At 35.0% G+C, this 12,725-nt stretch carries 10 protein-coding genes and 1 pseudogene; 6 read left to right on the top strand and 5 right to left on the bottom strand.

Annotated elements, in window-relative coordinates:
- Positions 1 to 239 precede the first annotated feature (239 nt).
- On the bottom strand, positions 240 to 1,463 hold the full coding sequence (locus ACQKN2_RS23970; RefSeq protein WP_427417164.1) for an IS110 family transposase: 1,224 nt from the start codon (positions 1,461 to 1,463) through the stop codon (positions 240 to 242).
- A 383-nt stretch (positions 1,464 to 1,846) separates the two neighbouring features.
- Here ACQKN2_RS23970 and ACQKN2_RS23975 point away from each other — a divergent pair, with 383 nt between their 5' ends.
- Both ACQKN2_RS23975 and ACQKN2_RS23980 read left to right on the top strand, forming a co-directional pair.
- Positions 1,847 to 2,425 carry a hypothetical protein gene (locus ACQKN2_RS23975; protein WP_427417165.1) on the top strand — a complete coding sequence of 193 codons (579 nt, stop codon included), beginning with the start codon at positions 1,847 to 1,849 and terminating at the stop codon, positions 2,423 to 2,425.
- A gap of 617 nt (positions 2,426 to 3,042) precedes the next feature.
- The gene (locus ACQKN2_RS23980; RefSeq protein WP_427417166.1) at positions 3,043 to 4,674 is read left to right on the top strand and encodes a leucine-rich repeat protein; all 1,632 of its coding nucleotides are present in this window, start codon (positions 3,043 to 3,045) and stop codon (positions 4,672 to 4,674) included.
- A 400-nt stretch (positions 4,675 to 5,074) separates the two neighbouring features.
- On the opposite strand, the gene ACQKN2_RS23985 is transcribed toward ACQKN2_RS23980, so the two are convergent.
- Both ACQKN2_RS23985 and ACQKN2_RS23990 read right to left on the bottom strand, forming a co-directional pair.
- Positions 5,075 to 5,281 (bottom strand): hypothetical protein, encoded by a 207-nt coding sequence (locus ACQKN2_RS23985; RefSeq protein ID WP_427417167.1) that lies wholly within the window; start codon positions 5,279 to 5,281, stop codon positions 5,075 to 5,077.
- A gap of 257 nt (positions 5,282 to 5,538) precedes the next feature.
- Positions 5,539 to 6,240 carry a hypothetical protein gene (locus tag ACQKN2_RS23990; protein ID WP_427417168.1) on the bottom strand — a complete coding sequence of 234 codons (702 nt, stop codon included), beginning with the start codon at positions 6,238 to 6,240 and terminating at the stop codon, positions 5,539 to 5,541.
- An 853-nt stretch (positions 6,241 to 7,093) separates the two neighbouring features.
- Here ACQKN2_RS23990 and ACQKN2_RS23995 point away from each other — a divergent pair.
- The 3 genes from ACQKN2_RS23995 to ACQKN2_RS24005 all read left to right on the top strand — a co-directional run bounded on the left by ACQKN2_RS23995 (position 7,094) and on the right by ACQKN2_RS24005 (position 9,696).
- The gene (locus ACQKN2_RS23995; RefSeq protein ID WP_427417169.1) at positions 7,094 to 8,308 is read left to right on the top strand and encodes an MFS transporter; all 1,215 of its coding nucleotides are present in this window, start codon (positions 7,094 to 7,096) and stop codon (positions 8,306 to 8,308) included.
- 86 nt (positions 8,309 to 8,394) lie between these two features.
- A complete protein-coding gene (locus tag ACQKN2_RS24000) occupies positions 8,395 to 8,892 on the top strand; it encodes a hypothetical protein (RefSeq protein ID WP_427417170.1) in 498 nt (165 codons plus the stop codon).
- A 132-nt stretch (positions 8,893 to 9,024) separates the two neighbouring features.
- A complete protein-coding gene (locus tag ACQKN2_RS24005) occupies positions 9,025 to 9,696 on the top strand; it encodes a pyridoxamine 5'-phosphate oxidase family protein (protein WP_427417173.1) in 672 nt (223 codons plus the stop codon).
- Between the two features lie 296 nt (positions 9,697 to 9,992).
- On the opposite strand, the gene ACQKN2_RS24010 is transcribed toward ACQKN2_RS24005, so the two are convergent.
- Positions 9,993 to 10,355, bottom strand: coding sequence for a MerR family transcriptional regulator (locus ACQKN2_RS24010; RefSeq protein WP_427417171.1), 363 nt, complete (start codon positions 10,353 to 10,355; stop codon positions 9,993 to 9,995).
- Between the two features lie 147 nt (positions 10,356 to 10,502).
- Here ACQKN2_RS24010 and ACQKN2_RS24015 point away from each other — a divergent pair, with 147 nt between their 5' ends.
- The gene (locus tag ACQKN2_RS24015; protein ID WP_427417172.1) at positions 10,503 to 11,267 is read left to right on the top strand and encodes an SDR family NAD(P)-dependent oxidoreductase; all 765 of its coding nucleotides are present in this window, start codon (positions 10,503 to 10,505) and stop codon (positions 11,265 to 11,267) included.
- Between the two features lie 412 nt (positions 11,268 to 11,679).
- Here ACQKN2_RS24015 and ACQKN2_RS24020 read toward each other — a convergent pair.
- Positions 11,680 to 12,391 (bottom strand): annotated as a pseudogene (locus ACQKN2_RS24020) (alpha/beta fold hydrolase).
- Between the last annotated feature and the right edge of the window lie 334 nt (positions 12,392 to 12,725).

The following is a 12,725-nucleotide window of genomic DNA, read 5'->3' on the forward strand; positions in this document are numbered from 1 at the left end:
GTATTCCTCAGTAAAATGCAAGGAGCCTGGGCAGGGAAACGCAGCTTTTAAAAAAGCTTCATTAGCTTACAGTTATTCCATTAACGGGCGCGATTATGGAAGAAGCGTCGCTGTTCTTATTAAACTCCCATGAAAATTAAACTCTTCAATTTCGGAATAAAGACAACACTAAAGCAGACGCAGCTCATTTGTTTTTTAAAATTTGCAGCGTCAAAATTAGGAAAGAATTATTTGTTGGATTAGGAGGCATCCGGTTCAACGATTGTGACGTTATACCCTAAGTTTTCAAGTCTTCGAACTGAATATCGTACAATAGATTGTTCTTTTTGCTTGTCAAAGTAATCTTCACCTAAGTTTACGTACATTTCTTTGCGTGTTAAGAGATAGTAGGCGATTCTTAAAATTGCATGGGCAACGGATATTCCTGCTCGCTTTTTACCTTTTCGCGAAGCAGTTCGTCTATACATCGCACCCAGGTAGGTTTTGGATCCTCTGACAGAATGAGCAGCTTCTATTAAAGCTGATTTCAAGTATTTGTTTCCTTTTTTCATGTTAGTTGATTTCCTTTTACCAGCACTCTCGTTGTGTCCAGGTACTAGTCTTGCCCAGGAACATAAGTGAGCCGCACTGGGGAATTGCTTCTCCACGTCAGTTCCGACTTCTGCTAAGATTTGCTCAGCCATTCGAGTAGCGATGCCAGGAATGGAATCCAACCGTTCTATATCTTCTTGGTGAGAAGATAGTCTAGTAGCTACCTCCAGATTTAACAGTTCAATCTGTTCACTAAGAAAATCAATATGGGTAAGAATGGTTTTTAACATTAGCCGCTGATGTGGATTGATATATCCGCGAAGAGCGAGTTCAAGCTCATCCTTTTTCTTCTTCATTGTTCTTCGAGCAAAGCTCGCTAGTTTTTCAGGATCATCCTCTCCATCTGCGATGGCACGAAGCATGTCACGAGATGAGACACCCATAATGTCGGATACAACGGAGCCAAGTTTGATATTTGCTCCTTCTAGTACCTTTTGAATCCGATTATGTTGTCTAGCACGCTCTTCAATAATACTACGACGGTATCGAACTAACTCTCGTAGTTCTCGTTGATTTCGGTCCGGAATAAAACTTGCTTTGAGTAGTCCGTGTCGAAGTAGTTTGGCGATCCATTCTGCGTCTTTCACATCGGTCTTGCGACCTGGTACTGCTTTCATATGTTGAGCATTCACTACTAAAAATTCAACATTCTCAGCTTCAAGTAAGTTAACGATCGGCTTCCAAAATACACCTGTACTCTCCATTGCTACGTGGGTACAACCATGCTCCTTGATCCAGTCGATTAACTGTAATAGAAATACAGTTTTAGTGGAAAACGTTTGAATCTCCTTTCCTTTTGGAGTCATAACACATGCAGTAATGGAATCCTTGTGAACGTCCATCCCACATGCGCGTTCAATGATTACTTCCATTGTAATCATCCTTTCTACGGCAAATAGTGTTGGAGGCTGGTGCAACAACCAGAGTAGGATTAATCTCCCATGAGTGCTTCCCGTAAGGGAGCGACATTCTGTGATGCACCGTGGTCGTTGGAGTCAGACTAACGGATGGGCTCTATGGCACCATAGTTCATCGACCTTCCTCTCCCAGCCGTAGTATCCTATACCCGGTTTTCACATTTTCATTCTCTGTGGTGTAGCGCTGATTTTGCGCTACATGGATGGCTAACGGGGCAGGTTAGTTCAATAAGCGCGGGTGATTTTGTGTTAAATTTCAAACAAAGTAAATTTGTGTTAATATTAAAATAAGGTATCGTCAAAAATCCAAATAGTCAAAGAAAAGGACGGACTAAAAAATGAAAATTTCTTCTTATAACATAACAAACTCTTTTGATAAAAAAGTAAAACAGAAAAGTAATCAATTAAATCATAATTTTAAATTTTATCTAAACGAATTAGCCAAAAAGGATTTATCTACTACGAATTCAAACATGCGAGTAGATCCAAATGGAAAACCGTATGAATTTTATCCTATAATTTCAGCAGAAGAAATAAGAGAAGTAGTAAATTCCTTAAAAGTCACAAACGGTAACGACGAAGAAATAGCTAAAATAATAGATGTAACTAACTGTTCAAGAAAAGAAATATATGGACTACGTCAATACTTATTCGAAAGTGGTAAAATTACGGAAAAAGAATATCACAACTTAGACGGCATGATTTCTGTACGTGATTTTGATGCTGGTATTTTTGCTGGCAGTATTCAAAAAGGTACTTTAGATTTTTGTCATCCAACGTCAAACGGAAATAGAAATTGGCTTGCCTGTTTTAAAGACCAATTAAAATTAGAGAGGGTATCTAATCATGGTGTTCTCAATACAAGTAGTAGAGTGGTAAATATAATACAAAATATTAGTAATAAATTTCCAACTTAATTTCCGTAAAATTCACCCAAAAAATATTATTGAACTTCCTGCACCTTTACTTTAATACGTTTTTAAAGGAGTTGCAGTAGGGTCATACTATGAATTGATTTTTGAAAGACCTATAAAACAGTAAATAGAACAGTAACCATTAGTTAAGAAAATTTGTGAAGATTTTCACTAAAACTAACGGGGTGCTTTCCTTAAGGAAAAAAGAGCTGTTTAGACAGCTCTTTTTTCTTATTGTACTAACTGGCAGGTTAGTTGAGAGTGGAAAAAATTACATATATAAAATAAGGCCATAAATTGTTAAGATTTGATAGGTAAAGTATTCTATGGAGAAATATTGGAAAGGTGGTGTTTCTCCTACAAGTGAGGACGATTTTTTTTTTACTAACGAGGCAGGTTAGTACAAGAAGAATTCAAGTTAATCATAGCCTTTAGAAGAGAATCATTGGGATATAATGCTAAACTGAAGAAAAGGATAATAAAGGACTGATTCATTTAATGGACATTAGAAAACCTAACGATTTTGTAAGATGTCACATGCTATATGGCATAATGGACTTTCAATTCGTCAGTTCCAAGCAATGCAACCTAGTAAAGTCATAGGAGAGGAAGTCAGAAAGATGAAACGTTTTACTGTTTTTTTAATTATTATCGCGCTATGTACAAGCTTTTCAAAACAAATCTATGCGGAGGTGGCTATTAGCGAAGAAGTGGTCTTTGCTGACCCAAATCTTGAAACTGCTATTAAATCATTATTGAAAAAAACTAGCGAAGAATCGGTTACCAAATCAGATTTAGAGACACTTACGGACGTTAATTTATCAGATAAGGAAATTAAAAGTTTGCAAGGATTGGAGTACGCCACAAATATTACGCAATTAAATTTATCCTATAATGACATTGCTGATATCTCATCTCTAAAGGGGCTTACAAAGATCCGAAATCTCAACCTTAGGGGAAACCAAATTACTTCGATTGAAGATTTGTCAGCTATGAAGGATCTGGAATCTCTTACTATTACTCATAATCAAATCTCATCTTTGGATGTAGTAAAACAACTCCCTCGTTTACAACATCTTACAGCTAATGGAAATCAAATTTCGAATATTCATGGTCTATCGGGTGCCATTGAAATGACTCGTTTGGATTTGAGCAGTAATAAAATCGAGGATATAGGGCCTCTCGGCAAATTAACAAAGCTGACAAGTTTAAATGTTGGTTATAATCAAATTCATGATATAGAGCCTCTCAGCAAATTAACGAAGCTGACAGAATTAGGTGTTTATAATAACCAGATTCATGATATTTCGCCACTGCAGCTGCTATCTACCAATTTAACATCACTGTCAGTTGGCAGTAATAAGATTGCTGATATGACACCGCTAGCGAAATTGGTCAACCTAACGGGGCTTTCAATTGTCGGCAACAATGTTACTGATCTTAAACCGCTAGCGAAATTGGTCAACCTAACGTCGCTTTCAATTAGCAACAACAATATTACTGATCTTAAACCGTTAGCAGGATTAGTTAACATTAATAGCCTTGATGCAAGTAATAATAACATTAAGGATCTTGCCCCTTTATCGAAATTAGTCGACATGACATCGCTGGGCTTATCATCGAATCAGCTTTATGATTTGGAACCGTTAAGGAATATGAAACGTCTGGTTGCCCTCTACTTGAACGACAATCGGATTTGGGATTTGGAACCCATACAAAATATTGCATTTAGTAGTTCTTTCGAGTACGACCATGGAGCTGATCTGTATAACAACAACCTGGACTTGAGTCAAGGTACTAAATCATTCCAAATATTCCGAAAAATACATCTTAATAATAGTAATCCTGAAGAAGTTAGAATGTCTCAGAGGAAGACGCAGCGTCTAGTAATCGGAAGCACTACAGCATATGTGGGTGACAGAGCTAACAGTATGACGGCAGCTCCATTTATATACATGGATCGTACTTATGTACCGATTCGTTTCGTCTCCGAGAAGCTGGGGGCGAACGTAAGCTGGAACCAAAGCACGAAAGAAGTAACGATTCAAAAAAACGATAAGACGATACGCTGGGTAGTCGGGAACAGACAAGTACGGGTAAACCAGCAAACGATGATGTTTGACTCTCCATTACTTTTGAGAGGTAACACTACTTTTGTTCCTATACGCTTCGTTTCAGAACAGTTAAATACTTCCGTTGAATACTTAGGAAGTAAAAAAATGGTCATCATTTTCGAGAATGAAGCAAAATAGATTTTGAGTTTCAAGGCCACCGTTAAAGGATGGCTTTAAAATGCTGTTACAGACAGCGTGGAGAACCGTATCATAAACATAAGTACTTTTAATAAAATGAACACAAAAATCATTATTTATATATGATTTTTGTGTTTTATTTATGTTATCTATCAAATTTATATTTGTTAAACGCTTTAATAGGATATTTACTTTTTTCAAAGATTTCAGAGTCATGGTAAGGAGCATCTAATTGCTCCTAATTGAATTGATCATCTACACATGCTACGTACAAATCAAAGCCTTCACTATCATTTGGGGAAAATACGTCTTTTTTCTCTCCGTATTGAAGTGCCTGATTGATTTGATCTCGTAACTTTTCAAGAGTAGCCCGATTACCAACGAAGTATGCGTTATCATGCTACATCTGTTGTCCATAAATATGCAAAATTTCTTCTTCTTCATAATACTTTATCGATGCTTCGATTTGTACAATCATTTTGTTAGGCACATCTTCTGTAATGAACATGTCTCGATGAAATGTAGAGAATGCCTTTGAATGAAGTTTATCGATAAAACGTTCTTTTAAATCGCATGCTTGTACGAATAAATATGTTTCTTGATGCATTTCACTCTTGTATAAGAGATAACCTGAATCAACTTTGTACTTTTTTAAAATATAAGCTGTTTATAATTTGGTAACGAAACTTTTTCCTCTGCTCTGCTTTATTTGATTACGATAAATTTAATAAGTAATGGTGATTATTAAATTAAATTCCTTATTCAACTAACGGGGGTGCTTTACTTGAAGATCATTGAGTTGCATATGCAGCTCTTTTTTTCTTTATTAAAGGCTGCTTTCGTATAGATTGTTGCTTCTGCAAACTAGAAAAATGTGGAGATATGTGGAAGAAGCAGTAAGTAAATGAAAGAAAGCCAACTAAAAAGTCGAAATACAGATATAAAAGAAGCAACGGCATAAAATATCCAAGCAATACCGACAATCATCAACCATTTATAGGTCTCTCTCGAATCACCCGATTCTTTTTTCATCTCTTTGTAAAATTTTATCGTCATAAACATACCACCCATCAATAACACGGCGCAACCGATAGACGGAACAATCTCCAATCCTAAGCTCTTACCCATTTCGATGGCAGCTACCGCTATAAAGTATATAAAAGCTACAAACAAATAAAGAGCTTTTTCCTTTCTCTCTAATTTTCTACTTTTCTTATTCGCCACTTTATACCGATGCATCAGATCTTCTTGCGACACATACTGCGTAACAAAGGCTTCCGCTTGTTTTGCATATTTTTTTTGAACTTTGACCGTATAAAAAAGCTCATATACTTCAGACGACGGCTTTAAAAAGGCTTCGATATCTACTTCCAATGGGACATTACTTTTCTCTAAGTATTCGAGAATTGTCTGGACAGTATCTTCAAACGGAATGTTACTTGTCTCTAAGTGTTCGATCATTGCCTGGACGGTATCTTCTGATTGAACGTTCCCTTTTTCTCTGTGTTCAATAATTGCCTGGGCAGTATCTTCTGAATGTCCAATCAATATTTTCTTTTTAAACATACTAAGCACCTCTTACGAAATAAGTTAAATAACGCTTAATTATACTATTTCATCCGACCTTTCTTGCAATCCAAAATCCCTTAAGGGGAAAGCAGTCAATGGTGATACTCTGTGGTAAATTACTGAAGGTATTACATGGCATATGCAAAAAGAAAGTCTTTTTTAACGAGCAACATATGATGAATGACCTCTACTGTCTCGCAGAGGCAGCTTAATTAATTCTTTCATCGAACTATAAAAAGAAGGATGACACGGAGAAGCCAGCAAAATAACTAAACTCAGACTATGAGTCTCTGGGGCAGCATAGCAGGCCTCTGCCTTATGAATAGACCGAACGAAGGAATGTAAGCGCAAATGACGCTAAGAGACATGGGAGGGTACGTCGTCATAAGTATTGCAGAGATCCATTGTGCATCACATAGTGGATTAAAAAGCTAATGATTTCCATTAGTTTTAGCGAAGCGTACACTCAGATTGTAAATTATAACTATAAATTAAAAATACTGTTTATAAATCAAGTGGAAAAATATTTTTTCTTCATCACGAAGTGATGAAAACCGTTGATACTTCAATGTTTATAGAGGGAGTTTAGCGGAAGAAGGATTCTTTTATTATTAGAAATACTGAATAAAAATAAAGGGATCGTAAAGAAAATAATATATGGATATTAATGTAATATATTGAAAAACAATGCTATAATTCATTTAAATATTTATGGATGATACAAAACTTGTGATAAATCTACGTCCCCCAGATTTGTCCGATATATGATAGGAGTCAAATTTTAATGAATAGTCCAATCTAATATTCCCCTATTAAGCCAAAATTCGAATGAAATATTGGGGGAATTATAATGAAATTGAATAGAAATTTTTCTTTATTACTATTGGGTCAGTCACTCGCTAATATAGGCGATGTATTATATATAGTCAGCGTTATAAGTACAATTTTTGTATTAACAGGTTCTGCAATTGCAGCATCGTTTGTTCCATTTACAATTGCTTCTTCTATGTTTATATCCAGTCTGCTGACACCTCTTTTGGTTGAGAAATTCAATCTTAAATGGTTACTTGCTGGGTCACAAATTGTAAAGACAATTTTACTCTTTATTCTAGGGTTTATGTTAATTGGTTTAACAGCAGCTAATTATTATTTTATCTTTTTAATAATAGGATTGATTGCTTTTTTTGACGGATGTGCAGATCCAATACGACAGACATTGACTCCATTCTATGTTAAACCTGAACATCTAATCCAAGCTAATGGAATTTCAGAAACTATTACGCAGGTCATACAAGCAGGTATGTGGTTCGTAGGAAGTTCATTGCTAATTATTATGAGTTCTCAACAACTTATTTGGTTAGTTGGATGTTTATTTGTAATTGCAAGCATATTACTTTGCCTTTTAGAAAGTGTAATCTATGAAACAACCGAGTTAAAAGGGAAACTAGAAAAGATTAAAGAGGGTTGGAAAACTTTATCTAACACTCCGGTATTAAGAAGGATTGCTTGGATAGAATTTTTGGAAACAATTGCAGCAACGGTTTGGATAGCTGCTATTTTATATGTGTTTGTCAACGATGCTTTGAACGTTGATGAAAAATGGTGGGGATTTATCAATGGAGCTAACTTTTTAGGTCTGATTTTAGGAAGTGCTTATTGTATTAAATTTTCTTCTTTTGTTGAAAAGAAAATAGGAACCTTTATTTTTGTCGGTTCATTCGCAAGTTTCCTATTCACAATATTATTTAGCCTAAACAGCATTCCAATCATTTCCTTACTTTTATCTCTCTGTGTAGGGCTTTTTGGACAAATTAAAAAAATCCCTCAACAAACGGTAATACAAACTAGTGTGTCAAAAGAACAGTTGTCAACTGTTTATACCTCATTAGGCGCTATCGGAACTGGAATTTTTGGCGTTGGCTCTCTTGTTATGGGACTATTAGCAGATTTGTTAGGAATTAGAATTGTATTCATTATTTCGGGGCTATTACTTGCGATAGTAAGTACAATTGCTCATAAAAATAAGCAATTGTTTGTTAGAAATATTATGGAACAAAAAAAATAAAGATGAAGGATTTTATTAGCTATAATGTCCTTTGTTTTTTAATGACTGTGTGATAGTTAGTGAAGTAAGAAGAGGGGGTTTGTACAGTGAAATTTGCAAAGGTTAAGCTATTCGTTGTTCATATTTTAGCATTAGGAATCTTCCTAATAGTTAACCAAGTGACTCCAACTCCAGGGGATATGTCAGGAAATGGTAATCCGGCTTTATTGATAATTTGGATTTTAATTCCACTACTCATCTTTATGGTGATATTATGGGTTCATATTTTTCGTATGAGTTCGATTAGCACCACTGTTTTTATCATCAGCATATTTGGCATACTCGTTCACTTAACTGTCTCCATTTTTTATCAAAAAAATGAATTGAATGAATATCGTGAAGTCATAAAAATTGCGTTAATCAATAGAGAAGGTGTTGCAAATGCCCAAGATATTCAAAGCATTACTTCGGGATTGGATATTCACATGAACAACCAAAATTTTAATATTAATACTTATTTTATGTTTGTAACCTTTTCAATTTTGTTGGCTATTGTATATATTCTTTGGAACACTTGGGAAAAGAAAGAAAAAAGCCAGAATTAAGAATTTTTCATTCACTTTTATTAGAACATTTTCCTTCTTGTTTAACTAACGGGTGCTTTCACGGAATAAGAATTGCTTCCTTTTTGCTTTTAAGGGCCATTTAATTAAAGAAGAATGGTATTGTCAGTTCATATGTTAGTCGTAAATCGAAGGAGCGAAGTCTATTTGGAACAAAATAAAAAATTTAAAAATACTATTGAAACCGAAGAAGAATTACGTTCAATTATTGGATTTCCGAGTGAATTAGTAATAAGAAAGGTGATTACAGATTTAGACCATCATTGTTATGATTTTATTTCTAAGTCACCTTTTTTAGTGATTTCAACTACTGATAATTTAGGTTTCTGTGATGTTTCACCAAGAGGGGATATGCCTGGTTTTGTTCGTGTACTAGATAATAAGCATTTAATTATTCCAGAAAGACCAGGAAACAAAAGAATAGATTCTATGCGTAATATTTTACTAAATCCGAAAGTGGGTCTTTTATTTTTTATTCCGGGATTAGGGGAAACACTCAGAGTTAACGGTAAGGCTTGTTTGGTAAAAGATGATGAACTACTTGAAAAGATGGCTGTTAAAGGACAAAAACCTATTGTAGGTATTGGAGTGGAAGTAGAGGAATGTTTCATACATTGTGCAAAAGCTTTTAAGAGGTCAAAATTATGGGAACCGTCCTCTTGGGCTAATAAAGAAACATTACCATCTGCTGCTAAAATTTTATTTGAACACGCTAAGATTCCAAACTCCAGTGTTGATATAATTGCTGAAAGGCTTCGGGAAAGTTATACAAAAAGACTTTATTGAAAAGGTGTTTTTTTTAATCAATGCTCAGCAATGATCTTCAACAAACGGGTGCTTTACTTGAAGATCATTGAGTTGCATATGCAACTCTTTTTTTCTTATTGAATCCTAATGGTGCAGATTTGTTGAATAAGAAATAACCCGTTGAGATTGCTAGCAGCTGTATCGCTTGCATCTTCTAATAGTAGCCTTGTACGGTATTGAACTTTTCGTTGAAGGTGGCTCAACTCTTAGGGCTTCAGTCATATCCCATGACAACAACCTCTATTTTACTAAAATATATTTTGTTATCATGGAAATTATTTTCTATTTCGAATAGATTCTCTATATGCTGATATTTTTTTCTCAAGCATTTTATATGTTTCTTGTAATGTGTTTATTTGGACTTCAATAGAACTTTTATGATCTTCTAAAAGTTTTAACCTTGCTTCAGTAGTTTGTTCCCCTTTTTTAAATAAACTGGTATATTCTTTAATTTGTGTTATGGGCATTTGAGTTTCTTTTAATTTAAGAATAAAGGTTAACCATTTTAGATGATAATCAGTATACCTTCTTTCTCCATTTTCATTTCGATCGGGGAGAATGATACTCTCTTTTTCATAATATCGTAACGTGTGTGTACTAACCCCTAATATTTGAGCTATTTCACCGATAGTGTACATATTTATTTACCTCCTCTTTTTATAGAAATACTAAGGGTCAAAAAAGGATTTGACTTAGAGTTTACTCTAAGGAATATAATTACAACTGTACAAATTATAATAAATTTGTACAACACAAGCAAAGAGTATCATTTAGGAGGAATATAAGTGAAATATACAGTTATTACAGGTGCAAGTTCAGGTATTGGTTATGAAACTGCTTTAGCTTTTGCATTACGTGGGAAAAACTTAGTCCTAGTTGCTCGCAGAACTAATGAGCTTGAGAGATTAAAATCAGAAATAGCAAAGATTAATTCTGATTTAGACGTTATTATTCGAACAACTGATTTATCAGTTAGTAAAAATGTATATGAGCTTTATGAAGGACTTAAAAATTATCAAATTGAGACTTGGATAAACAATGCAGGATTTGGAAATTTCGCATCTGTTGGAGACCAAAATTTAAATAAAATCGAGACAATGTTACATTTAAATATCGAAGCTCTAACAATTTTGTCATCACTTTTCGTACGAGATTACTCTAATATTGAAGGAACTCAATTAATCAATGTTTCATCAGGTGGAGGATATAGAATTGTTGCAGATGCTGTTACCTACTGCTCAACTAAGTTTTATGTAAGTGCGTTTACAGAAGGGCTTTCACATGAACTAAAAGCTCAAGGTGCAAACATGCAAGCAAAAGTATTAGCTCCAGCTTCAACTGAAACCGAATTTACAAAACGTTCTTATGATCTCCAAGAAAATGTTGAATTAGCCGAAATTTTACCAAAGTATCATACTGCTAAAGAAGTGGCAGGATTTATGCTCGACCTTTATGATAGTGAAAAGGTAGTAGGAATAGTAGACGGAATTACGTATGAATTTGAATTGAAAGACCCCATTTATCCAAATGTCGTATTAGAAAAAAACTAATTATATTCAATATTTTTTATTGAGTTTGGAATAAAACCTAATGAAAAAGACCCTAATTGGGAACGGTTATTATAGAGGGGATTTATTCAAATAACGGGGGTTTTAGTCAAGTGGGAGCAAAGTCTTTTAAGACATTGCTCCTTTTACATTTAAAAGTATTTCTGATAATACTCTTTCCTTTCTAATTTAGTAGAAAAAGCTTCCTAATTAAAGGGAGCTTTTGTTTATTGCGTAAATTTGTTCACGTATTTTTCATAGTAACCTGTTATTGTTGCATAACGGAATACAGCACATGAAGTGCCAGTTGTTGTTTTAAATTGACGATAAACAGCTTTTAATTCGAATTTAACAGCACCAATCTTTGCTTTGGGTACGCTTCCTTAATTGGCGACGGTGTTGCTATCCCCAGTCGTTATGCAAAAGAAGATAATAATTGGTTGAATCTATCGCGCTCCTCTAAAAAAGCGCAATGGCCGCTGTGTTGGAACGGAACTAGCTTCGAATTTTTGATCAGCTTATTTGTTTCCTCAGCTTGGGTAAACGGAACGATTTTATCATGAATTCCGTGAATAACTAATGTGGGTACATCGATTTGACCGAGATCGTTGTAAACATTTTCATCTCTAAGTGTGACCATAATGGCGGAAGTCGCCCAATTCGCCGCTTGTAATCCCATTAAAACGAACCAATCGGATATTTGTATCTTCGATGATTTTATTTGTAAATTCTTTTGGAACGCTAGATGGAGAGGCAGCGTCGATCAGGACGAGTTTAGATACCCCATACCCTTTGTAACGAGCCATATAACGAATCGAGATCGCGCCTCCTGTAGAGTGTCCTGCCAGTGTTATGTTTCTTAACTGTAACGTCTCGATGACCATGCGTACATCATCTGCTAATCTATCGAAACTGTACCCGCTAATAGGTTTATCCGATTTGCCATATCCCCTCCAGTCCATTCCGATACAACGATATCCAAGCGTTGGAAGGAAGTTGAACTGATATTCGAACTGGTTATGGTTTAGCGGCCATCCATGAATAAAAAGTATCGTTTTATTTCCCATCGGATTGATGTCCTCTATAAATACGTTGACGCCTGTTTCGACAGTTACAAAGTATCCCAAGTGTATCACCCCCAATTATTAAAAAATAATTTCCCATTAAGATATTCATCGAAGGCAGAGTGTATGCCTAAGTTCGGCGTTAAACTTTGTTGAGATAGTGCGAAGAAGTTTCTGATGAATATTACCTTGTTGCAAAAACGAAAAGTGAGGGAATAGATGAGTAGTTATTCAACTAACGGGGCAGTTTAGTTGAATAGTGTTATCTAACTTATGTTCAACAATCGGGCCATTGGATAGGGTACACTAAGTTGGACAGATAAAATAAGGGGTTGTAAACTTAGACTATTAAAAAAAGGGAGCGTGCTACTATGACACGTCAACGTCGAACTTTTAC

Origin of the sequence: Lysinibacillus sp. NPDC093688, assembly GCF_050280145.1 — a bacterium.
Classification (GTDB): domain Bacteria; phylum Bacillota; class Bacilli; order Bacillales_A; family Planococcaceae; genus Lysinibacillus; species Lysinibacillus xylanilyticus_B.

Coding starts and splice junctions, on each gene's coding strand:
- ACQKN2_RS23995 (WP_427417169.1), top strand. CDS start 7,094: ATGAAATTGAATAGAAATTTTTCTTTATTACTATTGGGTCAGTCACTC.
- ACQKN2_RS23980 (WP_427417166.1), top strand. CDS start 3,043: ATGAAACGTTTTACTGTTTTTTTAATTATTATCGCGCTATGTACAAGC.
- ACQKN2_RS23970 (WP_427417164.1), bottom strand. CDS start 1,463: ATGGAAGTAATCATTGAACGCGCATGTGGGATGGACGTTCACAAGGAT.
- ACQKN2_RS23985 (WP_427417167.1), bottom strand. CDS start 5,281: ATGCATCAAGAAACATATTTATTCGTACAAGCATGCGATTTAAAAGAA.
- ACQKN2_RS23975 (WP_427417165.1), top strand. CDS start 1,847: ATGAAAATTTCTTCTTATAACATAACAAACTCTTTTGATAAAAAAGTA.
- ACQKN2_RS24010 (WP_427417171.1), bottom strand. CDS start 10,355: ATGTACACTATCGGTGAAATAGCTCAAATATTAGGGGTTAGTACACAC.
- ACQKN2_RS23990 (WP_427417168.1), bottom strand. CDS start 6,240: ATGTTTAAAAAGAAAATATTGATTGGACATTCAGAAGATACTGCCCAG.
- ACQKN2_RS24005 (WP_427417173.1), top strand. CDS start 9,025: ATGTTAGTCGTAAATCGAAGGAGCGAAGTCTATTTGGAACAAAATAAA.